Raw genomic sequence first — 24,908 nt, forward strand, 5'->3', positions numbered from 1 at the left:
ATGCCGGCATTCCGTTTCGAAGCGATCGATGCGGCGGGACGCGCGCAGAAAGGCGTGATCGATGCCGACAGCGCGCGTGCCGCGCGCGGCCAGCTGCGCACGCAGGGACTCACGCCGCTCGTCGTCGAGCCGGCCGCGAGCGCGACGCGCGGCGCGCGTTCGCAGCGGCTCGCGTTCGGCCGCAAGCTGTCGCAGCGCGAACAGGCGATCCTCACGCGCCAGCTCGCGAGCCTGCTGATCGCCGGGCTGCCGCTCGACGAGGCGCTCGGCGTGCTGACCGAGCAGGCCGAGCGCGACTACATTCGCGAACTGATGGCCGCGATCCGCGCCGAAGTGCTCGGCGGCCATTCGCTCGCGAATGCGCTGGGCCAGCATCCACGCGATTTTCCGGAAATCTACCGCGCGCTGGTCGCGGCGGGCGAGCACACCGGCAAGCTCGGCATCGTGCTGTCGCGCCTCGCCGACTACATCGAGCAGAGCAATGCGCTCAAGCAGAAGATCCTGCTGGCGTTCACGTATCCGGGCATCGTCACGCTGATTGCGTTCGGCATCGTCACGTTCCTGCTGAGCTACGTCGTGCCGCAGGTCGTCAACGTGTTCGCGAGCACGAAGCAGCAGCTGCCGATCCTCACGGTCGTGATGATGGCGCTGTCGGAGTTCGTGCGGCACTGGTGGTGGGCGATCCTGATCGCGGTCGCGCTCGCCGTGTGGTTCGTGAAGGCGACGCTGTCGCGCGCGGGGCCCCGGCTCGCGTTCGATCGCTGGGTGCTGACCGCGCCGCTCGCGGGCAAGCTCGTGCGCGGCTACAACACGGTGCGCTTCGCGAGCACGCTCGGCATCCTCACCGCGGCCGGCGTGCCGATCCTGCGCGCGCTGCAGGCGGCCGGCGAGACGCTGTCGAACCGCGCGATGCGCGCGAACATCGACGATGCGATCGTGCGCGTGCGCGAAGGCTCCGCGCTGTCGCGCGCGCTGAACAACGTGAAGACGTTTCCGCCGGTGCTGGTGCACTTGATCCGGTCGGGCGAAGCGACGGGCGACGTGACGACGATGCTGGACCGCGCGGCCGAAGGCGAAGCGCGCGAGCTGGAGCGCCGCACGATGTTCCTGACGAGCCTGCTGGAGCCGCTGCTGATCCTCGCGATGGGCGGCATCGTGCTCGTGATCGTGCTGGCCGTGATGCTGCCGATCATCGAGCTGAACAACATGGTGCAGTGACGCTGCGGCCCGTTTGCCGGGCCGCCATCGTTCAGCGCATGTAGATCGCGGGGGACGGCGTGTTCGCCGGGAGCTGGATTTCGGCGCGGGCGCCGTTGCGGTCGATGATGATCGAGCGCGGGCGGACTTCGGCGAGCTTCGCGCCGGACGTGACGTCCGCGCCGAGCGACACGGCGCGCGGCGGTTCGCCGCCGACGCCGACGATCGCGGCGCCGCCGTGGTCGAGCGCGAGAATGCCGAACAGGTGGATGTCCTGGACGGGATTCTTGTCGAGCTGGCCGCCGAAGAGCGCCGCGGCGTCCTCGGTGCGGATCGGCAGCCGCGCGGCGGCGGCGGGCAGCGGCGCTTCGCGGGCCGACAGCGTGACGACCCAGTAGGTGGCCGTCGCGCACAAACCCGCGAAGAGGGCGAGGGAAAGGATCCGGATCGAGAGCGCGTTCATGCGCGCTATTGTACGGATGTATGTGAAATTTGCGTTGAGTGAAAGCCCTCGGCGATGCGCGCCTTACAATGCGTGCTCCGCGCCCGCCGGTCCGGAAGGTTGCCGTCAGGCAATCGTCCGGTGCGCCGGGTGCGTCACTCAATCGACGACATTTTTTGGAAAGAGGTAGTCAGTCATGCAAACGTGGATCACTCGCCGCAACGCGGCCGTGCGTCGTCAGCGCGGTTTCACGCTGATCGAGATCATGGTGGTGGTCGCGATCCTCGGGATCCTGGCGGCGCTGATCGTGCCGAAGATCATGAGCCGCCCGGACGAGGCGCGCCGCATCGCCGCGAAGCAGGACATCGGCACGATCATGCAGGCGCTCAAGCTGTATCGTCTCGACAACGGCCGCTATCCGACCCAGGAGCAGGGCCTGAACGCGCTGATCCAGAAGCCGACCAATGATCCGATCCCGAACAACTGGAAGGACGGCGGCTATCTCGAGCGCCTGCCGAACGATCCGTGGGGCAACGGGTACAAGTACCTGAACCCGGGCGTGCACGGCGAGATCGACGTGTTCAGCTACGGCGCCGACGGCAAGGAAGGCGGCGAAAGCAACGACTCCGACATCGGCTCGTGGCAATAAGCCGGCGCTGATCGCCCCGACGCTTCATTCCCGTTCTTCATGCTCGCCATTCGCACGACCTCCCGCTGCGGCCGCGATTGCCGTGTGCGTCGCGGTGCGGTGCCGTCCGCACCGGCAGGTGCCGATGGCGGCTCGATGAAGCACCGCGCGGCGCGGCGTCGCGCGCGCGGTTTCACGCTGCTCGAAATGCTGGTCGTGCTCGTGATCGCGGGGCTGCTGGTGTCGCTCGCGTCGCTGTCGCTGACGCGCAATCCGCGCACCGACCTGCGCGAGGAAGCGCAGCGCATCGCGCTGCTGTTCGAGACGGCCGGCGACGAAGCGCAGGTGCGCGCGCGGCCGATCGCATGGCAGCCGACCGCGCACGGCTTCCAGTTCGACGTGAGCTCGCCCGACGGCTGGCGCACGCTGCGCGACGACCTGCTGCGCCCGCGCGACTGGGATGGCGGCGTCACCGGCGCGGACATCGATTACCCGGGGTCGGATACGCGCGCGAGCCGAGTCGTGTTCGGCACCGAGAGCATCGACACGCCCGTGCGCGTGACGCTGCATTCGGCCGCCGGCAGCGCGACGATCGTCGGCACCGGCAACGGCCGCTACGAGGTGCAATGACGATGCGTCGTCGCCTGCCCTTCTCCGTTTCTTCATCCCGCGGCTTCACGATGATCGAGGTGCTGGTCGCGCTCGCGATCATCGCGGTCGCGCTCGCCGCGTCGATCCGTGCGGTCGGCACGATGGCGACCAATGCGTCCGACCTGCATCGCCGGCTGCTCGCCGGCTGGAGCGCCGACAACGCGCTCGCGCAGCTGCGGCTCACGCATGCGTGGCCGGAAGTCGGCGAGCAGAGTTTCGACTGCTCGCAAGGCAACGTGCAGCTGGTCTGCACGCAGCGTGTGAGCACCACGCCGAATCCGGTGTTCCGGCGCGTGCGGATTTCGGTGAGCATGCCTGGCCGCGCCGGCGTGCTCGCGCAGATGGTGACGGTGGTCGCGAATGAAACCAGCCGTCCACTCTGACGCGCCGATGCGCCGCCCGTCCGCCCGCCCGGCGCGCCTCGCCACCCGCGGCTTCACGCTGATCGAGCTGATGATCGCGATCGCGATCCTCGCGGTGGTCGCGATCCTCGCGTGGCGCGGGCTCGACCAGATCATGCGCGGTCGCGACAAGGTCGCGGCCGCGATGGAAGACGAGCGCGTGTTCGCGCAGATGTTCGACCAGATGCGCATCGACGCGCGGCTCGCCGCGACCGACGACGAAGCCGGCCAGCCGGCGATCGGCGTCGCCGGCAATACGCTGCAGATCGTGCGCGAACTCGACGTGCCGGGCGTCGCGCCGCGGCTGCAGGTGGTCCGCTACCGGATCGCCGGCGGGCGCGTCGTGCGCTATGCGTCGCCGCCGATCGACGACACGAACCGGCTGCGCACCATGCTGAAGGACAGCAGCGTCGAAGGCTGGAGCTGGGTCGCGCTGATGGGCGGCGTCGGCGCGATCGACGCGAAGCTGTATGTGCCGCGCGTGGGCTGGACCACCAACCTGCAGACGGCCGACGAAGCGCTCGCGCAGAACAACGACGCGCTCAAGGTGCCGCAGATCGGCAACGCGCCGCCGGCGCGCGCGGTGACCGGGCTGCAGGTCAGCATCGGCGCGACGTCGCTGCGCGTGCCGGTCACGCGCATCTTCCTCGTCGGGGAATGACGATGCGTGCGCGCCCACTCCACCGAATGCCTGCCCGCCGCCAGCGCGGCGCCGCGATCATCACCGCGCTGCTCGTGGTCGCGCTGTCGGCGATCCTCGTGTCGGGGATGCTGTGGCGCCAGCAGGTGCAGATCCGCCGGATCGAGAACCAGCGCGTGATCGCGCAGGCGCAGTGGGTCGCGCGCGGCGCGCTCGACTGGACCCGGATGATCCTGCGCTCCGAAGGCGATACGGCGCCCGGCATCACGTATCTCGGCGGGATCTGGGGCGTGCCGATCGCGAAGACCAAGCTGTCGGATTTCCTCGGCCGCATCGGCGCGCCCAACGACACCGACGCCGAAGACACTTACCTGTCCGGCTCGATCGAGGACGCGCAGGCGAAGTTCAACCTGCGCAACCTCGTGTCGTCGCCGGCGCCCGGCGTGCTGCAACTGAACGTCACGCAGATGCAGGCGTTCCAGCGCCTGCTGACGACGCTTGGCTACGACAGCGCGTTCGCGAAGCGCATCGCGCTGCAGGTGCGCGCGGGCCTGCTGCATTCGGCCACGCGGTTCCAGATGCCGAACCTGCCCGGCGGCGGCGGCACCGCGGCGAACGCCGCGACCGCGCCGGTGACGAGCGGCGACATGCAGGGCAGCGGCTTCACCGACGATCCCGGGATGGCCGGCGGCGACCGCGGGCCCGCGCCGCTGATGATGACGCGCGTCGACAGCCTGCTCGACGTCGACGGCGTGACGCCCGAGATGGTCGCGCGGCTGCGCCCGTTCGTCACCGTGCTGCCGACTACCACGCCCGTGAACATGAACACCGCGCCGGCCGAAGTGATCGCGGCGCTGATACCGGGGATGAGCGTGTCGTCCGCGCAGGCGCTCGTGTCGCGCCGCGAGACGGTGTTTTTCCGGAACGTCGGCGACGTGCAGCTCGCGCTGCGCGGCGCCGGCGCGCCGCCGAACGTGACGATCGACTCGAGCCTCGTCGACGTCAATTCGAGCTATTTCATCGTGCATGGCCGGATCCAGCACGAACGCGCGGAGGTCGACCGCACCTCGCTCGTGTATCGTGATCCGACCACGCACTCGACGCGGGTCGTGCGCATCCGCGACCAGCTATAACGACGCCAATCGGGAGAGGAGCTCTTGTGAGCACGTTGATTGTTTCTTTGCCGCCGCGCGAGCCTGCCGTGCCGTTGCAGGAATGGCAGTGGCCCGAGCTGCCGTTCACGCTCGTCGACAAGGCCGGCCAGGTGCAGCGCGCGGGCCGCGCCGCGCTCGCGCTGCTGCCGCGCGCGAACGCGACGGTGCTGATCGTCGCCGCGCGCGACGTGCTGCTGCTGGCCGCGACCGTGCCGCCGCTGAAGGGGCCGAAGCTGCGCCAGGCGCTGCCCAACATCGTCGAGGATCAGCTGATCCAGGACCCGCTCGGCTGCCACATCGCGCTCGATCCGGCCGCGCTGCCCGACGGGCGCCGCGTGCTGGCCGTCGTCGATCGCGCGTGGTTCCGCACGATCTGCGACGCGTTCACCGCGGCCGGTCACCGGCACCTGAGCGCGGTCCCCGCGACCCGCTGCCTGCCGGCGCCGCGCGCGTCGGCCCACGCGGCCTCCGCCGTGCCGGCCGACGGCGAGGCGACCGACGCCGCCGCGCTCGTCGCGGACGTCACCGAGCCGCCTGCCCGCCCGGCGACCGTCGCCGCGGTGCTCGGGCTCGCGACGGCGGTCGAACCGGTGCTCGTCGAAGCCGGCGCGCTGCCGGCGGCTGCCAGTGCGCCGCGCCTCGAGCTGGCGGTCGCGCGCGGCGCGCTCGGCGAAGGCTTCGCGGCGCCCGCATCGCGCGCGGCCGGCACGCTGGCCGCGCTCGCGGGCGGCGGCGACGTCGAACTGTACGAACTCGGCGAGCCGGGCGCGGAGCCGCGGCTCGCGTCGGTCGGCCGCACCGACGCGCCGCTGCTGCCGGGCGCTGCGCCGCTGTCGTTCGACACGTTCGCGCGCCGGGCGCTGACCGAGCCATTCGATCTGTGCCAGTTCGAGTTCGAGTCGCAGCCGTGGCGCTTCGACCGCGCGACGGTGAAGCGCCTGCGCGTGCCGATCGCGCTGGCCGCGGCGACGCTCGGCGTCGCGGTGATCGGGATGAACCTGCACTGGTGGAAGCTGTCGCGTGAGCGCGACGCGCTGTCCGCGCAGATCACCGAGACGCTCTTGTCCGCGTTCCCGAAGACGACCACCGTGCTCGATCCGCCCGCGCAGATGCAGCGCCAGCTCGACCAGCTTCGGCTCGCGGCCGGCGAGCTGTCGCCGAACGATTTCCTCGCGTTGTCGAGCGGTTTGTCGCGTTCGATGGGCGCGCTGCCGCTGAACGGCATCGCGTCGCTCGACTATCACGACCGGCGGCTCGACGTCGGCTTCAAGCCGGAGGTCAAGGTCGATCCCGATTTCACGCAGCGCCTCGCGCGTAACGGACTGTCCGGCGAAGTCGACAGCAACACGGGCAAATGGACGATCCGGAGCCGCTCATGAAAACCGAACAACTGAACCAGACGCTGGCCCAGTTCTGGGGCGAGCGCACGCCGCGCGAGAAGACGCTGCTCGGCTGGGGCGGCGCCGTGCTGGCGGTCGCGATCGCGTATTCGGTGCTGTGGTCGCCCGCGCAGGAAGGCCGTGCGCGGATCCAGCGCGAGCTGCCGACGATGCGTCACGAACTCGCGCAGATGACCGCGCAGGCGAACGAGGCGAAGTCGCTGGCCGCCGCCGCGCAAGGCGTCGCGCCGACCGGCCTCGCGCTGAAGGATGCGCTGACCGCGTCGCTGTCCGATCACGGGCTGCAGGGCGCGCAGGTGCAGATCGTCGGCAACGGCGTGCAGATCCAGATGAAGAACGTGTCGTTCCCGGCATGGACGCAGTGGCTCGACGATGCGCGCCGGCAGTTCAAGGTGCAGGTCGGCGAGGCGCATGCGACGGCGCTGAAGGATGACGGCCAGGTGGACCTGACGGCCGTGATGCAACCTTCCGTCCAGAAATAGATGACGGCAGTGGATGACGCGAACGAAGGCCGGCCGATGCGGCCGTGGGTGAGACGGCTCGTCGCCGTGTTGCCGTGGGTGCTGGCAGGCGGCCTGGCGACGGCGGTGACGCTCGTCGCGCTCGCGCCGGCCGCGTGGATCGCGCCGCAGTTCGCGCGGGCGACCGGCGGCCACGTGAATCTCGTCGATCCGGACGGGTCGCTGTGGCACGGCTCGGGCACGCTGATGCTCGCGCCGGGCGCGGACCAGAGCGCGGCGACGCTGCTGCCGGGCCGGGTCGAATGGACCACGCGCTTCTGGCCGCTGCTGACCGGGCGCGTGCAGATGCGCATGCGGCAGACGGAAGCGATGCCCGACGCGGTCACGCTCGATGCGACGTGGCGCGGCGCGGTGCTGTCGGCGGGCACGATGGCCGTGCCTGCGTCGCTGCTCACGGGGCTCGGCACGCCGTTCAACACGCTCGACCTGCAGGGCGACGTGCGGCTCGGCTGGAGCGACTGGCGGCTGATCGGCAACAACGCGTTCGGCCAGCTGACGGTGACGATCGATTCGATGAGTTCGCGCGTGTCGCGCGTGAAGCCGCTCGGTTCGTACCGTGCGGTATTGCAGGCGAAGGGCGCGGGCGCCGATCTCGACCTGTCGACGACGCAGGGCCCGCTGTTCCTCGACGGGCACGGCAGCTTCGGCCCCGGCCAGGGTTCGTTCCGCGGCACCGCGCACGCGGCGCCCGAGCAGCAGGCGAACCTCGCCGGGCTGCTGAACCTGCTCGGCCACCCGATCGGCAACAACCAGGTGTCGTTGATCTTCGGCGACGCGCAGCGCTGAACGCGCGCGTCGCCCGCTTCCCTTTCTACTTCTGCGCGAGCGGCGCGGCGACCGACGGTGCGGTGGCCGCGGGCACGGCCGCACCGGACGCCGGCACAGGCGCCGCCATGTCGCCGTTCTCGCGCGCCATCTCCGATACGTTCCAGCCGCCGCCGAGCGCCTTCACGAGCCCGACCGACGACACCATCCGCTGCCCGGCGATCGTCGCGAGCTTCTGCTGCGCGGTGAACGCGGTGGTCTGCGCGGTCAGCACGTTCAGGTACGCGACCGTGCCGGCCTTGTACTGGTTCGTGACGATCGCGAGCGCGTGCTCGGCGCTGTCGACGGCCTGTCGCTGCACGTCGATTTCCTGCGCGAGGATGCGCTGCGACGCGAGGTTGTCCTCGACGTCCTGGAACGCGGTGAGCACCGCGAGCCGATAGGCGGCGACGTCCTGGTCGTAGGTCGCGCGCGCCGCATCGGTCTGCGCGGCGCGCAGACCCGCGTCGAACAGCGTGGCCGCGAGCTGCGGGCCGACCGTCCAGAAGCGCGCCGGCAGCGTGAACAGCTGCGACCACACCGAGCTCTGGAAGCCGCCGGTGGCCGACAGCGTGAGCGTCGGGAAGAACGCGGCGATCGCGACGCCGATCTGCTCGTTCGCGGCCGCGGCGCGGCGCTCGGCCGCCGCGATGTCGGGCCGGCGCTCGAGGATCGCGGACGGCACGTCGACCGGCGTGATCGGCGGCTCGGCCGCGAGCGGGTTCGGCGGCAGCGAGAAGGTCGACGCCGGCTCGCCGATCAGCGTCGCGATCGCATGCTCGTATTGCGCGCGGGCGACGCCGTTGTCGATCTGCGCGGCCTGCGCGCTCTGCAGCTGCGTCTGCGCCTGGATCACGTCGGCGCGCGCGGCGACGCCCTGCGCGTACTGGTTCTGCGTGAGCTGCAGCGACCGTTGGTACGACTGCACGGTGTCGTCGAGCAGCTTCTGCAGCGCATCGGACGTGCGCAACTGGAAGTAGGTCTGCGCGAGCAGCGCCTGCTGCGACAGCCGCGCGTTCGCGAGATCGGCCGCGGCGGCCGCTTCGCCGGCGCGCTGCGCGCTGACGGTGCGGCTCACCTTGCCCCACAGGTCGGGTTCCCAGCTGGCGTCGAGGCCGACGCTGTAGCTGTTGTTGATCGACCCGGTCGACCCGCTGCCGAAATTCGACGACGAACCCGACGACAGCGACGTGCGCGGCGTCCGCGCGCGCGAGCCCGATGCGGTCAGCCCGACGGTCGGGAAATACGCGGCGCGCGCCTCGGTGACGAGCGCGCGCGCCTGCCGGTAGGCGGCCGCCGATTGCGCGATGGTCTGGTTCGACGCGTTGAGCTTGCCGATCAGCGCATCGAGCTGCGGATCGTTGTAGACCGTCCACCACGGGCCGCGGTCGGCGCGATCGGCGGGCTGCGCGACTTTCCAGCCGGCCGGCGCTTCCTTGAAGGCGGCGGGGATCGACGTGTCGGGCCGGTGATAGTCGGGCCCGACGGCGCAGCCGGCGAGCAGCACGGCCGTCGCGATGGCGACGGCGGCGCTCAGCGGGCGAACGGCGCGCGGGAGGGGGGCGTACGGCATGGTGGTTTTCCTGTCTGGGCGTGACGGCCGGCGAGCGGCGCCGCGCGATGCGGTCGTCATGCCGCTGGCGGACAAATGGTAACTGACGGCGGGAAAGCTGCGCAGCCCTAAGGGTACGGTGGGCGACAGCCCGAATGTGTTACCGGCGCGGCCGGCCGGTTTACCGGCCATTACGGCCGGCTTGCGGGAAAACGGGCGTACGAACGGGCGTACGACACCGGCCGCGCGTGACGCGGCCGGCGATCAGGCGGGATCGTGCGGAGAGCGGCGGGAGCAGCGCAGCGTCAGTGGCAGCGCACGGGCACCGGGACGGGTTCGGCGGCGGCCCGCCATGTCGACGGCTCCGTCGCGGCCGGCTGGCTCGTACGGCGGGCGCCGCCCTTCGCGTTGCGCTGCCGGCGATGATCGAACCATGCGAACCCGAGCGCCGCGAGCGAGCCGCCAGGCACGACCAGCATCGTCACGTACAGCGCGATCTTCCAGCCGCGGTGCGGCCCGGAGAACACATGATGAGCGGTATCGGTCAGGTTGCGGCGCAGCGCGCCGGCGGCATTTTTCAGGAACAGCATCGCGAACATCCTCGGGTGCCCGGCAGCGCGGGCCAATCGGTCAGAACATAGTCTCCGGCAGTGCAACATGCACGTCGTAACTGGTTGACTCAAATAATATTGACTAAGCAATCATTTTTCAAGATACTGGGCGCGTTTTAACCCGAAACGCACTATTGCTGCGCGCGCAATCGTATGACCGGCGGCCTCTACGATCCCGAGAACATCGCGCTGGAAACGAGCCTCGGCTATTACCTGTCGAAGGCGAAGCAGGCGCTCGTCGAGCGGATGGATCGCGCGCTCGAGCCGCTCGACCTCACCGCGCAGCAGATCGGCGTGATCCTGCTGCTGTCGCGCGGCTACGCGCGCACGCCGTTCGAACTGTCCCGCAAGATGTCGTACGACAGCGGCTCGATGACGCGCATGCTCGACCGGCTCGAACGCAAGGGGCTGATCGCACGCGCGCGCAGCGAGCAGGACCGCCGGATGATCGAGCTGACGCTGACCGAGCGCGGCCTCGAAGCCGCCCGCGCGCTGCCGTCGCTGGTCGCGACCGCGCTCAACGCGCAACTGGAAGGCTTCTCGGCCGACGAACTGGCGACGCTCACCGGCCTGCTGCAGCGTTTCATCGCCAACGGGCCAGGCTCGACCGGTTGCCCGAAGCCCGACGAACCCGACTGCTGATGTGCGCGGAGCCCTCATGTCTAGGTTAAGCATTCGCTTATTTCTCTGTCTGGGCAGAAGATGACGAGGCACGCGCTCCGCTTTTTCCCTTTTTCATTCCACCCGGCCGGGCCGCGCTGCGTCGCGCGCCCGTGCGTTGTGCCGGCGCGTCGCGCGCGCCGCGTCTAGGAGATTCCGATGTCCGCCACCACGGCATCCGCCCCCTCCCCCGCCGCCGAACCCGCACCGCTGACCGGCGGCGCACTCGCGCTGCTGACCGTCGGGCTCGCGCTCGGCACCTTCATGGAAGTGCTCGACACGTCGATCGCGAACGTCGCGGTGCCGACCATCTCGGGTAGCCTCGGCGTCGCGACGAGCGAAGGCACGTGGGTGATTTCGTCGTACTCGGTCGCGTCCGCGATCGCGGTGCCGCTCACCGGCTGGCTCGCGCGCCGGGTCGGCGAGGTGCGCCTCTTCACGCTGTCGGTGCTCGCGTTCACGATCGCGTCGGCGCTGTGCGGCCTCGCGACCAACTTCGAGACGCTGATCGCGTTCCGGCTGCTGCAAGGCCTCGTGTCGGGGCCGATGGTGCCGCTGTCGCAGACGATCCTGATGCGCAGCTACCCGCCCGCGAAACGCGGGCTCGCGCTCGGGCTATGGGCGATGACGGTGATTGTCGCGCCGATCTTCGGCCCGTTGCTGGGCGGCTGGATCAGCGACAACTACACGTGGCCGTGGATCTTCTACATCAACCTGCCGATCGGCGTGTTCTCGGCGACCTGCGCGTACTTCCTGCTGCGCGGCCGCGAAACGAAGACGTCGAAGCAGCGGATCGACGCGATCGGCCTCGCGCTGCTCGTGATCGGCGTGTCGTGCCTGCAGATGATGCTCGACCTCGGCAAGGACCGCGACTGGTTCAACTCGTCGTTCATCGTCGCGCTCGCGCTGATCGCCGTCGTGTCGCTCGCGTTCATGCTCGTGTGGGAGGCGACCGAGAAGGAGCCGGTGGTCGACCTGTCGCTGTTCAAGGACCGCAATTTCGCGCTCGGCGCGCTGATCATCTCGTTCGGCTTCATGGCGTTCTTCGGCTCGGTCGTGATCTTCCCGCTGTGGCTGCAAACGGTGATGGGCTACACGGCCGGCAAGGCTGGCCTCGCGACCGCGCCGGTCGGGCTGCTCGCGCTGGTGCTGTCGCCGCTGATCGGCCGCAACATGCACCGGCTCGACCTGCGGATGGTCGCGAGCTTCGCGTTCATCGTGTTCGCGGGCGTGTCGCTGTGGAACGCGACGTTTACGCTCGACGTGCCGTTCAACCACGTGATCCTGCCGCGGCTCGTGCAGGGCATCGGCGTCGCGTGCTTCTTCGTGCCGATGACGACGATCACGCTGTCGAGCATCTCCGACGAGCGGCTCGCGAGCGCGTCGGGGCTGTCGAACTTCCTGCGCACGCTGTCCGGCGCGATCGGCACCGCGGCCAGCTCGACGTTCTGGGAGAACGACGCGATCTACCATCATGCGCGGCTGTCGGAATCGGTGAGCGTCTACGCGCAGAACACGACCGACTACCAGGGCGCGCTCGCGCAGCTCGGCATCGTCGGGCAGACGGCCAATGCGCAACTCAACCAGCTCGTCACGCAGCAGGGCTTCATGATGGCGACCAACGACTTCTTCCATCTGTCGGCGGGCGTGTTCATCGCGCTCGCGGCGCTCGTGTGGATCACGAAGCCCAAGAAGGGCGCGGGGCCGGCGATGGGGCATTGAGGCGGTCGCGTTCGGGTTCCCGGCACGCCGCCCATGCGGCGTCCGCCACATAGATAAAGAGCTAAGCTGGCCGACCCGGACTCGCGGAACAGTGAAATGCCGACTTATGACCTACGTGATGCGACAAGGAACCTGTCGCTTTTGATCGATGACGCAATTCGTTCTGGTGAACCGTTCGTCATCGAGAACGACGGCAAGCCGCTGGTCAAAGTCGTGCCGATTGCCTCGGCACCGACGCTTGCTCCGGTATCGCGGGTCGGATTCATGAAGGGGCAGATTCGGGTCCCCGAGGATTTCGATGCGTTGCACGCCGACACGATTCGAAACAGATTCGACGGCACTGAATGAAATCAGCGTGCCGAACGTCTCGTCCTTGCCTCATTCCCGCGCCCGCAAGCCCCCGAACGCGAGATCGTCGGCCGGCGCGAGCGGCAGCGTCGCCCGCGCGACGTCGAGCCAGGCGCGCGCCGCGTGCGACAGATAGCCCTTCTTCAGCCAGCCGAGCGCGATCGCCCACGTGATTTCCGGCTCGACGATCGGCCGGCACGTGAACTGCCCCGCGTCGAGCCGCCGGCAATACGGCTCGGGCAGCAGCGCGATGCCGACGCCCGCATGCACGAGCGCGGCCATGAAATCCCAGTGACCGCTGCGGCTCACGATCGACGGCGTGAAGCCGGCCTGCCGGCACGCATCGAGCACCGCGTCGTGCAGCGCGAGGCTTTCCGCATAGAACACGAACGATTCGCGCGCGAGATCCGCGAGCGGCACGGCCGCGTGGTCCTCCCAGCGCGACTCGCGCGGCGCGACGAGCCACAGCGGCGCGCGCACCATCGGCAGCCGCTCGAACGTGCCGGGATCGACCGGCTCCAGCAGCCCGCCGAGCTCCAGCTCGCCCGACGTCAGCGCGGCCTCGATCATCCGCGCGCCCTGCTCGAACAGCTTCAGCTCGATGTTCGGGTAGCGCTGCTTGTACGCGGCGATGATCGGCGTGAACAGCGAACCGCCGAGCGGCGGAATGCCGATCGTCAGCTCGCCGCGTCCGAGCGTGCCGAGATCGTTCAGCTCCGATTGCAGCTGCGCCTGCGCGGCCAGCACGTCCTGGCCGCGCTGGAACACGATCCGCCCGGCGTCGGTCAGCACCATCTGCCGGCCGTCGCGCAGCAGCAGCGGCGAACCGATCTCGTCTTCCAGCGCCTTCACCATCTTGCTGATGGTCGGCTGCGTGACGAACAGCTTGTCGGCCGCCGCGGTGAAGCTCTGCTGACGAACCACCTCGACGAAGTACCGCAGTGCGCGCAATTCCATCGATCACTCCCCAGATTGGTGCGGCTGAATGCAAGCGAATTCCGAATTGGAATGACAAGGATAGAGACAAGTCATTTTATTTATGGTTAGGGGAAACCCTATACTTGCTCCATTGACAGAAACATCTGTATGGAGCCCGCCATGAACAAGCCGACCGCCACTGCCGCCGCCCGCCCCGCTGCTTCGGGCAGCCTCGCGCACACGGGCCGGATCGTGCTGCAGGCCGCCGCGCTCGGCGTGCTGTGGATGACGGTCGACTGGGCCGTGCGCAAGGTCGGGCTGCCGATTCCGTCCGGCGTGATCGGCCTCGCGGTGCTGCTCGTGCTGCTGTTCTCGGGTCGCGTCGCGCCGGCGTGGGTGAAGGACGGCGCGAACTGGCTGCTGTCCGACATGCTGCTGTTCTTCGTGCCGGCCGCCGTCGCGGCCGTGCAGTACGGCGGGCTGTTCCGCGAGGACGGCTGGCGCATCGCGCTGGTGATGCTCGCCGGCACCGCGTTCGTGATGGTCGCGGTGGCCGTCGCGGTCGATCTCGCCGCGAAGCTCGAACGCCGGCTCGCCGCGCAGCGCGTGTTCGCGGAACGCCGCCGCGCGCGCCTGAGCGCCATCGCGCACTGAGCCGGAGCCGTTCATGCTCGCCGCGCTATCGAACCTGCCCGCCGACCGGGTGAATACCGCGATCTCCGTCGGCTGCTTCGTGCTGACCGTCGTGCTGTATTTCGCGTCGAAGCGGCTCTATGCGTACAAGAAGACGCTGCTGTTCTCGCCGCTCGTGTTCGTGCCGGGCGTGCTGGTGCTGCTCGTGCTGCTGACCGGCATCCCGTATTCGGTCTATTTCCGCGACACGCGCTGGCTGATGTGGCTGCTCGGCCCGGCGACGATCGCGTTCGCGGTGCCGATCTACGACTATCGCGACCTGATCCGTCGCCACTGGCTGTCGCTGTCGGTCGGCGTCGCGGTCGGGATCGCGGCGGGCGTATGCGGGTCGCTGCTGCTCGCGAAGCTGCTGCACCTGTCGCCCGAGCTGCAGCGCTCGCTGATGACGCGCTCGGTGTCGACGCCGTTCGCGCTCGCCGTGTCCGACAAGATCCATGCGCCGAAGGACCTCACGGCCCTGTTCGTGATCGCGACCGGCATCTGCGGGATGCTGCTCGGCGAACTCGTGCTGGCGCTCGTGCCGATGCGCACGCGGCTCGCGCGCGGCGCGCTGTTCGGCGCGGCCGCCCACGGCGTGGGCACCGCGAAGGCGCGCGAGATCGGCAACGAGGAAGGCGTCGTGTCGAGCCTGACGATGATGATCGCGGGCGTCGCGATGGTGCTGATCGCGCCGCTGCTCACGCTGCTGCCGATCTGACGACGGATGCGCGGGCGGGCGCCGCTCGCCGCCCTGCCGCGTTCCTCGCCTGACGGTCTGTTCCCGCCGGCCGCACTCCGCTCCTCCCCGGGGATCGTTTCCCCGCCGTTCCTGCCCTGCATCGAGCCGCGCCGGCCGACAATCGGCTGAGATAGCCGCAATTCCCCCCTCTTTTCCGCCCATCGGCCTCGGCCCGGATGCCGAACAATGCATGCTACGAGACATCACGCACGCATTCACATGGCCACGACCGCAAACCCGACCGCCGACAAGCCGGCTTCGTCCGGCAAGTTCAAGCGCATCGCGCTCATCGCCGTCATCGCGCTGGGCGCGGCTGCCGCCGCCGCCGGCGGCATGTACGTGTTCCTGGGCAAGGCAGGCGTCGGCCACGCGAGCGCGCCCGCCGAGCCGGCGCCGCTGGCCGCGCCGGTGTTCTTCCCGCTCGACCCGCTGACCGTGAACCTGCAGTCCGACGACGGCGCGCAGCACTACCTGCGCGTCGGCCTGTCGCTGAAACTCACCGACCCGAAGGCGCAGGAGCAACTGACTGCGCGGATGCCGGAAATCCGCAGCCGGATCCTGCTCGCGCTGTCGAACAAGCATCCCGAGGAGCTTGCGACGCCGGACGGCAAACGTTCGCTCGCGACGGAGCTGCGGGAGCTGATCGAGCAGCCGACGCAGCCGGGCAACCAGCGCGCGAAGGTCGACGACGTCCTGTTCACCGAGTTCGTCGTCCAGTAACGCGGCCGCGAAAGGAGCGCGTATGGGTCACCAGGAGTTCATGTCCCAGGAGGAGGTCGATGCCCTCCTCAAGGGCGTCACGGGCGAAACCGATGCAGTCGACGAGCAGCGCGACACATCGGGCGTCCGCCCCTACAACATCGCGACGCAGGAGCGAATCGTCCGCGGCCGGATGCCCGGCCTCGAGATCATCAACGACCGCTTCGCGCGCCTGTTGCGGATCGGCATCTTCAACTTCATGCGGCGTACGGCGGAAATCTCCGTCAGCCAGGTGAAGGTGCAGAAGTACAGCGAATTCACCCGCAACCTGCCGATCCCGACCAACCTGAACCTGGTGCACGTGAAACCGCTGCGCGGCACGTCGCTGTTCGTGTTCGACCCGAACCTCGTGTTCTTCGTCGTCGACAACCTGTTCGGCGGCGACGGGCGCTTCCACACGCGCGTCGAAGGCCGCGACTTCACGGCCACCGAGCAGCGAATCATCGGCAAGCTGCTGAACCTCGTGTTCGAGCACTACACGACCGCGTGGAAGAGCGTGCGGCCGCTGCAGTTCGAATTCGTGCGCTCGGAGATGCACACGCAGTTCGCGAACGTCGCGACGCCGAACGAGATCGTGATCGTCACGCAGTTCTCGATCGAGTTCGGGCCGACGGGCGGCACGCTGCACATCTGCATGCCGTACTCGATGATCGAGCCGATCCGCGACGTGCTCAGCTCGCCGATCCAGGGCGAGGCGCTCGAAGTCGACCGCCGCTGGGTGCGCGTGCTGTCGCAGCAGGTGCAGGCCGCCGAGGTCGAGCTGACCGCGAATCTCGCCGAGATCTCGTCGACGTTCGAGAAGATCCTGAACCTGCGCGCGGGCGACGTGCTGCCGCTTGAGATCGAGGACACGATCACCGCGAAGGTCGACGGCGTGCCGGTGATGGAATGCGGCTACGGAATTTTCAATGGTCAATATGCGTTGCGCGTGCAGAAGATGATCGGCGCGAGCGATTCGATGAAGGAAGGTGGATATGAGTGAGCTGAACCAGACGCCCGACGACGACATGCAGGCGATGGCCGATGCAGCGCTCGCGGCGTCGGCCGCCGACGCGCAGGCGCCGGCCGCGGCCGACGAGGATCCGGGCATGGACGACTGGGCGGCCGCGCTCGCCGAGCAGAACCAGCAGCCGGTGGCGGCCGGGGCGACGGGCGCCGGCGTGTTCCAGCCGCTGTCGAAGGCCGCGGCGAGCTCGACGCACAACGACATCGAGATGATCCTCGACATCCCGGTCAAGATGACCGTGGAGCTCGGCCGCACGAAGATCGCGATCCGCAACCTGCTGCAGCTCGCGCAGGGGTCGGTCGTCGAGCTCGACGGCATGGCCGGCGAGCCGATGGACGTGCTCGTGAACGGCTGCCTGATCGCGCAGGGCGAAGTCGTGGTGGTCAACGACAAGTTCGGCATTCGCCTCACCGACATCATCACGCCGGCCGAACGTATCCGGAAGCTGAATCGATGAACGTCGTCAAGCCCGGCCAGCGTGTGTGCCGCGCGATGGCGGCGACGGTGCTTGCCGTCGTCGCGTCGCTCGTGTGCGCGCCGGCCGGCGCCGCGGACATGAACGCGGTGAACCACCCCGGTTCGATCGCGTCGAGCGTGACGGTCGGCTCGGCCGCGCCGTCGCTCGGCATCGGCGCGGTGCTGCAGACGCTCGTCGGGCTCGCGGTCGTGATCGGCCTCGTGTTCGCGTGCGCGTGGCTCGCGCGCCGCTTCGGCTTCCAGCCCGCGCGGCGCGGCGGCCCGCTGAAGGTCGTGTCGAGCGTCGGGCTCGGCGCGAAGGAAAGCGCGACGATCGTCGAGATCGGCGACACCTGGCTCGTGCTCGGCGTCGCGCCGGGCAACGTGCGATTGCTGCATACGCTGCCGGCCGGTTCGATGGCCACCACCGCGACCGCGGGGTCGGCTCCGGCCGACGCGTCCGCCGGCGGCCATGCGCCCGACGCCGGCCTGCCCGGCACGTTCGGCTCGCGGTTTCGCGACGCGCTCGCGGGCGAAGCCGCGAAACGCCTCGGGCGTGGCAAGGACCGTTGACATGGCGCCGCGCCCTCTTCCAGTCTCCGCATTCCGATGAAACACGCATTCCTGCGTCGCGCGGCGCGCGTCGCGCCCGTGCTGATCCTCTGTCTCGCCCCTGCGCTCGCGTATGCGCAGGCGAGCGGCCTGCCCGCGTTCAACGCGAGCCCGGGGCCGCACGGCGGCACCACCTATTCGCTGAGCGTGCAGACGATGCTGCTGCTCACGATGCTGTCGTTCCTGCCGGCGATGCTGCTGATGATGACGAGCTTCACGCGCATCATCATCGTGCTGTCGCTGCTGCGCCAGGCGCTCGGCACCGCGACGACGCCGCCGAACCAGGTGCTCGTCGGCCTCGCGATGTTCCTCACCTTCTTCGTGATGTCGCCGGTGCTCGACCGCGCGTACAACGACGGCTACAAGCCGTTCTCCGACGGCTCGATGCCGATGGAGCAGGCCGTGCAGCGCGGCGTCGCGCCGTTCAAGACCTTCATGCTGAAGCAGACCCGCGAGACCGACCTCGCGCTGTTCGCGAAGATCTCGAAGGCCGCGCCGATGCAGGGCCCCGACGACGTGCCGCTGTCGCTGCTGGTGCCCGCGTTCGTCACGAGCGAGCTGAAGACCGGTTTCCAGATCGGCTTCACGGTGTTCATCCCGTTCCTGATCATCGACATGGTCGTCGCGAGCGTGCTGATGTCGATGGGGATGATGATGGTGTCGCCGTCCACCGTGTCGCTGCCGTTCAAGCTGATGCTGTTCGTGCTGGTCGACGGCTGGCAGCTGCTGATCGGCTCGCTTGCGCAGAGCTTCACGTAAGCCGCGGAGGAATCACGCGATGACGCCCGAACAAGTGATGACGCTCGCGCACCAGGCGATGATGGTCGGCCTGCTGCTCGCGGCCCCGCTGCTGCTGGTCGCGCTCGCGGTCGGCCTCGTCGTGAGCCTGTTCCAGGCCGCGACGCAGATCAACGAAGCGACGTTGTCGTTCATCCCGAAGCTGCTCGCGGTCGCCGCGACGCTCGTGATCGCCGGCCCGTGGATGCTGACGACGATGCTCGACTACCTGCGGCAGACGCTGCTGCACGTCGCGACGCTCGGCGTCGGCTGAGCCGCGCGCCCGGCAGCCCCGTTCCGCGACGATGTTCTCGGTTACCTACGCGCAGCTCAACGGCTGGCTCACGGCGTTCCTGTGGCCGTTCGTGCGGATGCTCGCGCTCGTCGCGACGGCGCCCGTCGTCGGCCACGCGGCAGTGCCGGTGCGCGTGAAGATCGGCCTGGCCGCGTTCATGGCGCTGGTCGTCGCGCCGACGCTCGGCGCGATGCCGGACGTCACCGTGTTCTCCGCGCCGGGCATCTGGATCCTCGTCACGCAATTCCTGATCGGCGTCGCGATGGGCTTCACGATGCAGCTCGTGTTCGCGGCCGTCGAGGCGGCCGGCGACTTCATCGGGCTGTCGATGGGCCTCGGCTTCGCGACCTTCTTCGATCCGCACACGAGCGGCGCGACACCCGTGATGGGCCGTTTCCTGAACGCGGTCGCGATGCTCGCGTTCCTCGCGGTGGACGGCCACCTGCAGATGTTCGCGGCGCTCGCCGCGTCGTTCCAGTCGCTGCCGGTGTCGGGCGACCTGCTGCACGCGCCGGGCTGGCGCACGCTCGCCACCTTCGGCGCGGTCGTGTTCGAGATGGGGCTGCTGCTCGCGCTGCCGGTGGTCGCGGCGCTGCTGATCGCGAACCTCGCGCTCGGCATCCTGAACCGCGCGGCGCCGCAGATCGGCGTGTTCCAGGTCGGCTTTCCGGTGACGATGCTCGTCGGGCTGTTGCTCGTGCAACTGATGGTGCCGAACCTGGTGCCGTTCGTGTCGCACCTGTTCGACATGGGGCTCGATGCGATGGGGCGGGTGTTGCTCGGCTGGCGCTAGACGCCCCGCGGTCCCCTGTCGACCCGCTTCGGCGCCGGTCGCCCCCATTCCGCCCCCGTTGCTGGAAAACCCCTAAACGAACCGCCGACCCGCGAAAGGTTGCGGAAGGTTTCGCCTCCCTATACTCGTGATGACGATGCAGCAAGCATCGCGCCATACGAATACAACGAAGGAGACGACCCCGATGCGACCCATCCTGCGCACCCTCGCCGTTGCAGCCAGCCTGAGCTGCGCGCTCGCCGCTCATCCCGCGTTCGCCGACGACGGCGGCAAGATCACGATCATGGTCGGCGGGATCGCGAAGCTGATCTACCTGCCCGCGCGGCTCACGCAGGAGCTCGGCAACTTCAAGGCCGAAGGGCTCGACGTCGAACTGCTGTCGCAGCCGGCCGGCGTCGACGCCGAGAACGAGCTGCTCGCGGGCGCCGTGCAAGGCGTCGTCGGCTTCTACGATCACACCATCGACCTGCAGAGCAAGGGCAAGGACGTGAAGGCGATCGCCGTGTTCGGCCAGGTGCCGGGCGAAGTCGAGATGGTCTCGACCAAGGCCGCGCCGACCTTCAAGTCGATGGCCGACGCGAAGGGCAAGACGCTCGGCGTGACGGGCCTCGGCTCGTCGACGAGCTTCCTCACCCAATACCTTGCGCTGCAGCACGGCGTGCCGTCGACGCAGTACACGATGCTGCCGGTCGGCGCCGACGCGAGCTTCATCGCCGCGATCAAGCAGGGCCGCATCGACGCCGGGATGACGACCGAGCCGACGGTGTCCGCGCTCGAGAAGATGGGCGACGCGAAGGTGCTGGTCGACCTGCGCACGCTGGACGGCACGCGCGCCGCGCTCGGCGGCACCTACCCGGCCGCGAGCCTGTACGTGCAGTCGGCGTGGGCCGATGCGCACAAGGCGGAGGCGACCAAGCTCGCGCACGCGTTCGCGAAGACGATGCAGTTCATCCACACGCACAGCGCCGAGGAAATCGCCGCGAAGATGCCGGCCGACTACCAGAAGGACAAGGCGCTGTACGTGGCCGCGCTGAAGGCGTCGCTGCCGATGTACACGGCCGACGGCAAGATGCCGGCCGACGGTCCGGCGACCGTGCTGAAGGTGCTGTCGGCGTTCAATCCGTCGGTGAAGGGCAAGCACATCGACCTGGCGCGCACCTATACGAACGATTTCGTGAACGCAAAGTAAGCCGCGACGCCGGCGGCGGCGATCCCGCCGCCGCGCGTTCCCCGTTCCGGCCCGGTTGACCGGCCCGGCGCCGCCACTGCGACGCCCTCCTCACCCGCAGGATCAATGCGATGAATCAGGCAGTCTCCCCGAGCACACCGGCGATCGAGTTTCGCAATGTGTCGTGCCGCTTCATTTCGCCGGAAGGCAAGGCCACCGTCGCGTTGCGCGACTTCAGCATGAGCGTCGCGCGCGGCGAATTCATCGCGATCGTCGGCCCGACCGGCTGCGGCAAGTCGACCACGCTGAACCTGATCACCGGGCTGCTCAAGCCCGTGTCGGGCGAAGTCCGCGTGATGGGCCGCCCGGTCGACGGGATCGACCCGCGCATCGGCTTCGTGTTCCAGGCCGACGCCGTGTTCCCGTGGCGCAACGTGATCGACAACGTCGCGGCCGGCCCGCTGTTTCGCGGCCGCTCGAAGGACGTCGCGTACGCGCAGGCCGAGGAGTGGATCCGCAAGGTCGGCCTCGACAAGTTCACCAAACACTACCCGCACCAGCTCTCCGGCGGGATGAGAAAGCGCGTCGCGCTCGCGCAGACCTTCATCAACCAGCCGGAGATCCTGCTGATGGACGAGCCGTTCTCCGCGCTCGACATGCAGACCCGCACGCTGATGCAGGACGAGCTGCTGCAGCTGTGGTCCGCGAACAAGGGGTCGGTCGTGTTCGTCACGCACGATCTCGAGGAAGCGATCGCGCTCGCCGACCGCGTGTTCGTGCTGACCGCCCGCCCCGCGACGCTCAAGCGCGTGTATGAAATCGACCTGCCGCGCCCGCGCGTCATGTCGGAAGTGCGCTACGACGCACGCTTCATCGAAATTTCCAAGGACATCTGGCACGACCTGCGCGAAGAAGTGCAGATCGGCTGACGCATACGCCGCACGACAAGCACCGGCAAGAAACAGCAAGGACAGGAGCATGACCGACATGACGCTTCCCACCACCGCCCTTCCGGCGACCACGCTCGAGGACGACGAGCGCGCCGCGCAACGCCGGCTGCGCCGCCGGCGCACGCTGATCGTCACGCTGCGGATCGCCGTACTCGTGATCGTGCTGGGCGGGTGGGAACTCGCCGCCCGGCTGAAATGGATCGATCCGTTCTTCTTCTCGATGCCGTCGCTGATCTTCGCGCAGATCCAGGACTGGTTCGTGAACGGCACGTCGCAGGGTCCGCTGCTCACGCAGGTGTGGGTCACGCTCGAGGAAACCACGATCGGCTTCCTGATCGGCTCGGTGGCCGGCGTGATCTGCGGGATCGTGCTCGGCCGCAACAAGCTGATGGCCGACGTGTTCGGCCTGTACATCCAGATCGCAAACTCGATTCCGCGCGTCGTGCTCGGCTCGGTGTTCGTGATCGCGCTCGGCCTCGGGATGGCGTCGAAGATCGCGCTGGCCGTCGTGATGGTGTTCTTCGTCGTGTTCGGCAACGCGTTCCAGGGCGTGCGCGAAGCGGATCGCTACCTGATCGCGAACGCGCAGATCCTCGGCGCGTCGCGCCGGCAGATCACCACGTCGGTCGTGATCCCGTCCGCGCTCTCCTGGATTCTCGCGAGCCTGCACGTGAGCTTCGGCTTCGCGCTGGTCGGTGCGGTGGTCGGCGAATTCCTGGGTTCCAAGCAAGGGATCGGGCTGTTAATCTCCACCGCCCAGGGCGCGTTCAACGCGAGCGGCGTGTTCGCGGCGATGATCGTGCTGGCCGTGGTCGCGCTGGCCGCCGACTACCTGCTGACGCGGATCGAGAAGCGGCTGCTGAAGTGGCGCCCCGCGGCGTTCTGAACGCCGCCCGCCGGCGCTTGACATGACACCCCGACCGCGCCGGCGACCCCGGCGCGGTTCGGCATTTCCGGGAAGGAGCGCAACAGGATGGCGCACAGCCTGCGCGGACGACTGCTGTGGTGGCTGCTGCTGCCGCTCGCGGTGTTCGTGCTGATCGCCGGCGCGATGTCGTACGACACCGCGCGGACCACGGCCGCGCTCGTGCAGGACAGCGCGCTCGTCGCGTCCGCGCGCACGATCGGCGAGGACGTCGAATGGCGCAACGGCCGGCCGGCGGCCGATGTGCCGCCTGCCGCGCTGGAGATCTTCGAATCGCCGTCGGGCGACTCGGTGTTCTACAAGGTGATCGACGGCCACGACCGCCTGCTCGCCGGCAATCCGGCGCTCGACCTGCCCGCGCAGCACGGCATCGAGCCGACGCTGTACGACACGTCGCTCGACGGCGTGCCGCTGCGCGCGGTGGCCTACGACCGCCAGCTGTACGACGAGGGGCAGGTCGAGACGGTCACCGTGGTCGTCGCGAAAACGACGCGTTCGTACGGCGCGATGGTCGCGACGATCTGGCGGCCGCAGCTCGTGCGCCTGTCGCTGATGCTGGTGCTCGCGGTGGTGCTCGTCTATCTCGGCCTCACCTTCGAGCTGCGCCCGCTGATGAAGCTGAAGGACGACGTGGCCGACCGCGGGCCGATGGAACTCGAGCCGATCCGCCCGGAGCGGCTGCAATACGAACTGCGGCCGATCGTCGACGCGATCAACCAGTGCATCGCGCGCCTGAACACGCACACGGCCACGCAGCGCCGCTTCATCGCGGATGCCGCGCACCAGCTGCGCACGCCGATCGCGGTGCTCGACACGCAGATCCAGTACGCGCAGCAGCGCGGCAACGACGATCGTGAACTCGCGTCGGTGCTCGACAGCATGCAGCGCAGCAGCCGCAAGATGGCCGACGTGACCGACAAGCTGCTGCTGCTCGCGCACGCGGAAGCGACGCCGTCGACGCTCCTGACCCAGCGCGTCGACCTGGCCGCGGTGGTGTCGAGCGTGCTGGAGGAGACGATCGTGCTCGCGCAGCGGCGCGACATCGACCTCGGCGCGGATCTCGGCGAGCGGCTCGACGTCGCGGGCAGCGACAGCCTGCTCACCGCGCTGGTGATGAACCTCGTCGACAACGCGGTGCGCTACACCCAGCCGGGCGGCTGCGTGACGGTCTGCGCGCGGCGCGACGGCGAGGCGATCGTGCTCGACGTGGTCGACGACGGCCCCGGCATCCCGGCCGAAGCGCGACCGCACGTATTCAAGCGGTTCTACCGCGTGTCGGCCGACACCGACGGCTCGGGCCTCGGGCTCGCGATCGTCCGCGAAATTGCGCAGGCGCACGGCGGCAGCGTGTCGCTCGCGCCGGGGCCCGGCAATCGCGGTGTCGTCGTGACCGTGCGGTTGCCCGCTTTCGATTGAAGAGAACGCCGTCATGAAACTTTTGCTGGTCGAAGACAACGCCGAGCTCGCGCACTGGATCGTGAACCTGCTGCGCGGCGAGGATTTCGCGGTCGACTGCGTCGGCGACGGCGAACGGGCCGACACGGTGCTCAAGACCGAACGCTACGACGCGGTGCTGCTCGACATGCGCCTGCCCGGCATCAGCGGCAAGGAAGTGCTCGCACGGCTGCGGCGCCGCAATGACAACGTGCCGGTGCTGATGCTGACCGCGCACGGCTCGGTCGACGACAAGGTCGACTGCTTCGGCGCGGGCGCCGACGATTACGTCGTGAAGCCGTTCGAGTCGCGCGAGCTGGTGGCGCGCATCCGTGCGCTGATCCGCCGGCAGGCCGGCGTCGGCACGACCCAGCTCGTGTGCGGCGACCTCGTCTATGCGTTCGGCACGCGCGAATTCCGCTATGGCGACGCGGTGCTCGCGCTGCGCCGCCGCGAGCACGCGATCCTCGAAACGCTGATGTTGCAGCAGAACAAGACGGTGTCGAAGGCGCGACTGATGGACAGCGTGTTCGCGCTCGACGACGAGCCCAGCGCCGACGCGATCGACATCTACATCCACCGGCTGCGCAAGCATCTCGCCGGCAGCACGGCCGAGATCATCACGCTGCGCGGGCTCGGCTACATCCTGCGCATGAAGAGCGCGCACGATTGA

At 69.0% G+C, this 24,908-nt stretch carries 30 protein-coding genes; 26 read left to right on the forward strand and 4 right to left on the reverse strand.

Annotation, left to right across the window (positions count from 1 at the left end):
- Window positions 1-1,218, forward strand: a complete 1,218-nt coding sequence (gene gspF, locus H0X91_RS16700; RefSeq protein ID WP_060213113.1) for a type II secretion system inner membrane protein GspF — start codon at window positions 1-3, stop codon at window positions 1,216-1,218.
- Window positions 1,219-1,249: 31 nt separating this feature from the next.
- Here the strand turns inward: gspF and H0X91_RS16705 are convergent, their stop codons facing one another.
- On the reverse strand, window positions 1,250-1,660 hold the full coding sequence (locus H0X91_RS16705; RefSeq protein WP_006496338.1) for a type II secretion system protein N: 411 nt from the start codon (window positions 1,658-1,660) through the stop codon (window positions 1,250-1,252).
- Window positions 1,661-1,835: 175 nt separating this feature from the next.
- On the opposite strand from H0X91_RS16705, the gene gspG reads away from it, so the two are divergent.
- Genes gspG through H0X91_RS16745 form a run of 8 tightly spaced genes read left to right on the forward strand, consistent with a single transcriptional unit; the run spans window position 1,836 to window position 7,820 of the window.
- A complete protein-coding gene (gene gspG, locus H0X91_RS16710) occupies window positions 1,836-2,288 on the forward strand; it encodes a type II secretion system major pseudopilin GspG (RefSeq protein WP_012492990.1) in 453 nt (150 codons plus the stop codon).
- A gap of 39 nt (window positions 2,289-2,327) precedes the next feature.
- Window positions 2,328-2,897 carry a GspH/FimT family pseudopilin gene (locus H0X91_RS16715; protein WP_006491630.1) on the forward strand — a complete coding sequence of 190 codons (570 nt, stop codon included), beginning with the start codon at window positions 2,328-2,330 and terminating at the stop codon, window positions 2,895-2,897.
- A gap of 2 nt (window positions 2,898-2,899) precedes the next feature.
- Window positions 2,900-3,301 (forward strand): type II secretion system minor pseudopilin GspI, encoded by a 402-nt coding sequence (gene gspI, locus H0X91_RS16720; protein ID WP_058902309.1) that lies wholly within the window; start codon window positions 2,900-2,902, stop codon window positions 3,299-3,301.
- Window positions 3,279-3,980 (forward strand): PulJ/GspJ family protein, encoded by a 702-nt coding sequence (locus H0X91_RS16725; RefSeq protein WP_102898891.1) that lies wholly within the window; start codon window positions 3,279-3,281, stop codon window positions 3,978-3,980. The genes gspI and H0X91_RS16725 overlap by 23 nt, the downstream gene beginning before the upstream one ends.
- A gap of 2 nt (window positions 3,981-3,982) precedes the next feature.
- The gene (gene gspK / locus H0X91_RS16730; RefSeq protein WP_060213158.1) at window positions 3,983-5,092 is read left to right on the forward strand and encodes a type II secretion system minor pseudopilin GspK; all 1,110 of its coding nucleotides are present in this window, start codon (window positions 3,983-3,985) and stop codon (window positions 5,090-5,092) included.
- Window positions 5,093-5,118: 26 nt separating this feature from the next.
- Window positions 5,119-6,492 carry a type II secretion system protein GspL gene (gene gspL, locus H0X91_RS16735; RefSeq protein ID WP_020979342.1) on the forward strand — a complete coding sequence of 458 codons (1,374 nt, stop codon included), beginning with the start codon at window positions 5,119-5,121 and terminating at the stop codon, window positions 6,490-6,492.
- Window positions 6,489-6,995 (forward strand): type II secretion system protein GspM, encoded by a 507-nt coding sequence (gene gspM, locus H0X91_RS16740; RefSeq protein ID WP_062884744.1) that lies wholly within the window; start codon window positions 6,489-6,491, stop codon window positions 6,993-6,995. Before gspL ends, gspM begins: the two co-directional genes overlap by 4 nt.
- A 36-nt stretch (window positions 6,996-7,031) precedes the next feature.
- Window positions 7,032-7,820 carry a type II secretion system protein N gene (locus tag H0X91_RS16745; RefSeq protein ID WP_006491283.1) on the forward strand — a complete coding sequence of 263 codons (789 nt, stop codon included), beginning with the start codon at window positions 7,032-7,034 and terminating at the stop codon, window positions 7,818-7,820.
- A gap of 25 nt (window positions 7,821-7,845) precedes the next feature.
- Here the strand turns inward: H0X91_RS16745 and H0X91_RS16750 are convergent, their stop codons facing one another.
- Together H0X91_RS16750 and H0X91_RS16755 are read right to left on the reverse strand one after the other, a co-directional pair.
- The gene (locus H0X91_RS16750; protein ID WP_196433150.1) at window positions 7,846-9,411 is read right to left on the reverse strand and encodes an efflux transporter outer membrane subunit; all 1,566 of its coding nucleotides are present in this window, start codon (window positions 9,409-9,411) and stop codon (window positions 7,846-7,848) included.
- A 284-nt stretch (window positions 9,412-9,695) separates the two neighbouring features.
- Window positions 9,696-9,980: a multidrug ABC transporter ATPase gene (locus H0X91_RS16755; RefSeq protein WP_077176516.1), complete on the reverse strand. Its 285-nt coding sequence runs from the start codon at window positions 9,978-9,980 to the stop codon at window positions 9,696-9,698.
- 174 nt (window positions 9,981-10,154) lie between these two features.
- On the opposite strand from H0X91_RS16755, the gene H0X91_RS16760 reads away from it, so the two are divergent.
- From H0X91_RS16760 to H0X91_RS16770, 3 genes are all read left to right on the forward strand, one after another.
- The gene (locus tag H0X91_RS16760; RefSeq protein ID WP_006491271.1) at window positions 10,155-10,643 is read left to right on the forward strand and encodes a MarR family winged helix-turn-helix transcriptional regulator; all 489 of its coding nucleotides are present in this window, start codon (window positions 10,155-10,157) and stop codon (window positions 10,641-10,643) included.
- A gap of 177 nt (window positions 10,644-10,820) precedes the next feature.
- A complete protein-coding gene (locus H0X91_RS16765) occupies window positions 10,821-12,383 on the forward strand; it encodes a DHA2 family efflux MFS transporter permease subunit (protein WP_006491289.1) in 1,563 nt (520 codons plus the stop codon).
- Between the two features lie 96 nt (window positions 12,384-12,479).
- Complete coding sequence (locus H0X91_RS16770) at window positions 12,480-12,731, forward strand: type II toxin-antitoxin system Phd/YefM family antitoxin (RefSeq protein WP_006495400.1); 252 nt, start codon at window positions 12,480-12,482, stop codon at window positions 12,729-12,731.
- Between the two features lie 30 nt (window positions 12,732-12,761).
- Here the strand turns inward: H0X91_RS16770 and H0X91_RS16775 are convergent, their stop codons facing one another.
- Window positions 12,762-13,688 carry a LysR family transcriptional regulator gene (locus tag H0X91_RS16775; protein ID WP_006491270.1) on the reverse strand — a complete coding sequence of 309 codons (927 nt, stop codon included), beginning with the start codon at window positions 13,686-13,688 and terminating at the stop codon, window positions 12,762-12,764.
- A gap of 141 nt (window positions 13,689-13,829) precedes the next feature.
- Between H0X91_RS16775 and H0X91_RS16780 the strand changes: the two genes are divergently transcribed.
- The 14 genes from H0X91_RS16780 to H0X91_RS16845 all read left to right on the forward strand — a co-directional run bounded on the left by H0X91_RS16780 (window position 13,830) and on the right by H0X91_RS16845 (window position 24,908).
- Window positions 13,830-14,303 (forward strand): CidA/LrgA family protein, encoded by a 474-nt coding sequence (locus H0X91_RS16780; protein ID WP_196433151.1) that lies wholly within the window; start codon window positions 13,830-13,832, stop codon window positions 14,301-14,303.
- Between the two features lie 13 nt (window positions 14,304-14,316).
- Window positions 14,317-15,039, forward strand: a complete 723-nt coding sequence (locus tag H0X91_RS16785) for an LrgB family protein (RefSeq protein WP_062884215.1) — start codon at window positions 14,317-14,319, stop codon at window positions 15,037-15,039.
- A 240-nt stretch (window positions 15,040-15,279) separates the two neighbouring features.
- Entirely contained in the window at window positions 15,280-15,780 is a 501-nt protein-coding gene (fliL, locus tag H0X91_RS16790) for a flagellar basal body-associated protein FliL (protein ID WP_006491281.1), read from the forward strand.
- Window positions 15,781-15,802: 22 nt separating this feature from the next.
- On the forward strand, window positions 15,803-16,801 hold the full coding sequence (fliM, locus tag H0X91_RS16795; RefSeq protein WP_006477232.1) for a flagellar motor switch protein FliM: 999 nt from the start codon (window positions 15,803-15,805) through the stop codon (window positions 16,799-16,801).
- Window positions 16,794-17,282 carry a flagellar motor switch protein FliN gene (gene fliN, locus H0X91_RS16800; RefSeq protein WP_006491286.1) on the forward strand — a complete coding sequence of 163 codons (489 nt, stop codon included), beginning with the start codon at window positions 16,794-16,796 and terminating at the stop codon, window positions 17,280-17,282. The genes fliM and fliN overlap by 8 nt, the downstream gene beginning before the upstream one ends.
- Entirely contained in the window at window positions 17,279-17,854 is a 576-nt protein-coding gene (fliO, locus tag H0X91_RS16805; RefSeq protein WP_006495402.1) for a flagellar biosynthetic protein FliO, read from the forward strand. Before fliN ends, fliO begins: the two co-directional genes overlap by 4 nt.
- A gap of 36 nt (window positions 17,855-17,890) precedes the next feature.
- Window positions 17,891-18,652 carry a flagellar type III secretion system pore protein FliP gene (fliP, locus tag H0X91_RS16810; RefSeq protein WP_006495403.1) on the forward strand — a complete coding sequence of 254 codons (762 nt, stop codon included), beginning with the start codon at window positions 17,891-17,893 and terminating at the stop codon, window positions 18,650-18,652.
- Between the two features lie 19 nt (window positions 18,653-18,671).
- Window positions 18,672-18,944 carry a flagellar biosynthesis protein FliQ gene (gene fliQ, locus H0X91_RS16815; RefSeq protein WP_006491272.1) on the forward strand — a complete coding sequence of 91 codons (273 nt, stop codon included), beginning with the start codon at window positions 18,672-18,674 and terminating at the stop codon, window positions 18,942-18,944.
- Window positions 18,945-18,975: 31 nt separating this feature from the next.
- Window positions 18,976-19,758 carry a flagellar biosynthetic protein FliR gene (gene fliR / locus H0X91_RS16820; protein ID WP_006491278.1) on the forward strand — a complete coding sequence of 261 codons (783 nt, stop codon included), beginning with the start codon at window positions 18,976-18,978 and terminating at the stop codon, window positions 19,756-19,758.
- Between the two features lie 184 nt (window positions 19,759-19,942).
- Window positions 19,943-20,947 (forward strand): ABC transporter substrate-binding protein, encoded by a 1,005-nt coding sequence (locus H0X91_RS16825; RefSeq protein ID WP_006491288.1) that lies wholly within the window; start codon window positions 19,943-19,945, stop codon window positions 20,945-20,947.
- A 110-nt stretch (window positions 20,948-21,057) separates the two neighbouring features.
- Window positions 21,058-21,855 (forward strand): ABC transporter ATP-binding protein, encoded by a 798-nt coding sequence (locus H0X91_RS16830; RefSeq protein ID WP_006491292.1) that lies wholly within the window; start codon window positions 21,058-21,060, stop codon window positions 21,853-21,855.
- A gap of 58 nt (window positions 21,856-21,913) precedes the next feature.
- On the forward strand, window positions 21,914-22,762 hold the full coding sequence (locus H0X91_RS16835; RefSeq protein WP_006495404.1) for an ABC transporter permease: 849 nt from the start codon (window positions 21,914-21,916) through the stop codon (window positions 22,760-22,762).
- An 87-nt stretch (window positions 22,763-22,849) separates the two neighbouring features.
- Window positions 22,850-24,217, forward strand: coding sequence for a sensor histidine kinase (locus H0X91_RS16840; protein WP_196433152.1), 1,368 nt, complete (start codon window positions 22,850-22,852; stop codon window positions 24,215-24,217).
- A gap of 13 nt (window positions 24,218-24,230) precedes the next feature.
- A complete protein-coding gene (locus H0X91_RS16845) occupies window positions 24,231-24,908 on the forward strand; it encodes a response regulator (protein ID WP_196433153.1) in 678 nt (225 codons plus the stop codon).

Source organism: Burkholderia sp. 9777_1386 (assembly GCF_015712265.1).
Taxonomy (GTDB): domain Bacteria; phylum Pseudomonadota; class Gammaproteobacteria; order Burkholderiales; family Burkholderiaceae; genus Burkholderia; species Burkholderia cenocepacia.

What these genes read in the sequence shown, in the direction of transcription:
- H0X91_RS16755 (WP_077176516.1), bottom strand. Translation starts at nt 9,980, where the DNA reads ATGCTGTTCCTGAAAAATGCCGCCGGCGCGCTGCGCCGCAACCTGACC.
- H0X91_RS16750 (WP_196433150.1), bottom strand. Translation starts at nt 9,411, where the DNA reads ATGCCGTACGCCCCCCTCCCGCGCGCCGTTCGCCCGCTGAGCGCCGCC.
- H0X91_RS16835 (WP_006495404.1), top strand. Translation starts at nt 21,914, where the DNA reads ATGACGCTTCCCACCACCGCCCTTCCGGCGACCACGCTCGAGGACGAC.
- gspK (WP_060213158.1), top strand. Translation starts at nt 3,983, where the DNA reads ATGCGTGCGCGCCCACTCCACCGAATGCCTGCCCGCCGCCAGCGCGGC.
- H0X91_RS16775 (WP_006491270.1), bottom strand. Translation starts at nt 13,688, where the DNA reads ATGGAATTGCGCGCACTGCGGTACTTCGTCGAGGTGGTTCGTCAGCAG.
- H0X91_RS16825 (WP_006491288.1), top strand. Translation starts at nt 19,943, where the DNA reads ATGCGACCCATCCTGCGCACCCTCGCCGTTGCAGCCAGCCTGAGCTGC.
- H0X91_RS16840 (WP_196433152.1), top strand. Translation starts at nt 22,850, where the DNA reads ATGGCGCACAGCCTGCGCGGACGACTGCTGTGGTGGCTGCTGCTGCCG.
- fliO (WP_006495402.1), top strand. Translation starts at nt 17,279, where the DNA reads ATGAACGTCGTCAAGCCCGGCCAGCGTGTGTGCCGCGCGATGGCGGCG.
- H0X91_RS16725 (WP_102898891.1), top strand. Translation starts at nt 3,279, where the DNA reads ATGAAACCAGCCGTCCACTCTGACGCGCCGATGCGCCGCCCGTCCGCC.
- gspF (WP_060213113.1), top strand. Translation starts at nt 1, where the DNA reads ATGCCGGCATTCCGTTTCGAAGCGATCGATGCGGCGGGACGCGCGCAG.
- fliL (WP_006491281.1), top strand. Translation starts at nt 15,280, where the DNA reads ATGGCCACGACCGCAAACCCGACCGCCGACAAGCCGGCTTCGTCCGGC.
- H0X91_RS16780 (WP_196433151.1), top strand. Translation starts at nt 13,830, where the DNA reads ATGAACAAGCCGACCGCCACTGCCGCCGCCCGCCCCGCTGCTTCGGGC.
- H0X91_RS16715 (WP_006491630.1), top strand. Translation starts at nt 2,328, where the DNA reads ATGCTCGCCATTCGCACGACCTCCCGCTGCGGCCGCGATTGCCGTGTG.
- H0X91_RS16770 (WP_006495400.1), top strand. Translation starts at nt 12,480, where the DNA reads ATGCCGACTTATGACCTACGTGATGCGACAAGGAACCTGTCGCTTTTG.
- H0X91_RS16845 (WP_196433153.1), top strand. Translation starts at nt 24,231, where the DNA reads ATGAAACTTTTGCTGGTCGAAGACAACGCCGAGCTCGCGCACTGGATC.
- gspM (WP_062884744.1), top strand. Translation starts at nt 6,489, where the DNA reads ATGAAAACCGAACAACTGAACCAGACGCTGGCCCAGTTCTGGGGCGAG.
- H0X91_RS16765 (WP_006491289.1), top strand. Translation starts at nt 10,821, where the DNA reads ATGTCCGCCACCACGGCATCCGCCCCCTCCCCCGCCGCCGAACCCGCA.
- H0X91_RS16760 (WP_006491271.1), top strand. Translation starts at nt 10,155, where the DNA reads ATGACCGGCGGCCTCTACGATCCCGAGAACATCGCGCTGGAAACGAGC.
- fliQ (WP_006491272.1), top strand. Translation starts at nt 18,672, where the DNA reads ATGACGCCCGAACAAGTGATGACGCTCGCGCACCAGGCGATGATGGTC.
- fliM (WP_006477232.1), top strand. Translation starts at nt 15,803, where the DNA reads ATGGGTCACCAGGAGTTCATGTCCCAGGAGGAGGTCGATGCCCTCCTC.
- H0X91_RS16745 (WP_006491283.1), top strand. Translation starts at nt 7,032, where the DNA reads ATGCGGCCGTGGGTGAGACGGCTCGTCGCCGTGTTGCCGTGGGTGCTG.
- H0X91_RS16785 (WP_062884215.1), top strand. Translation starts at nt 14,317, where the DNA reads ATGCTCGCCGCGCTATCGAACCTGCCCGCCGACCGGGTGAATACCGCG.
- H0X91_RS16705 (WP_006496338.1), bottom strand. Translation starts at nt 1,660, where the DNA reads ATGAACGCGCTCTCGATCCGGATCCTTTCCCTCGCCCTCTTCGCGGGT.
- gspG (WP_012492990.1), top strand. Translation starts at nt 1,836, where the DNA reads ATGCAAACGTGGATCACTCGCCGCAACGCGGCCGTGCGTCGTCAGCGC.
- H0X91_RS16830 (WP_006491292.1), top strand. Translation starts at nt 21,058, where the DNA reads ATGAATCAGGCAGTCTCCCCGAGCACACCGGCGATCGAGTTTCGCAAT.
- fliR (WP_006491278.1), top strand. Translation starts at nt 18,976, where the DNA reads ATGTTCTCGGTTACCTACGCGCAGCTCAACGGCTGGCTCACGGCGTTC.
- fliN (WP_006491286.1), top strand. Translation starts at nt 16,794, where the DNA reads ATGAGTGAGCTGAACCAGACGCCCGACGACGACATGCAGGCGATGGCC.
- fliP (WP_006495403.1), top strand. Translation starts at nt 17,891, where the DNA reads ATGAAACACGCATTCCTGCGTCGCGCGGCGCGCGTCGCGCCCGTGCTG.
- gspI (WP_058902309.1), top strand. Translation starts at nt 2,900, where the DNA reads ATGCGTCGTCGCCTGCCCTTCTCCGTTTCTTCATCCCGCGGCTTCACG.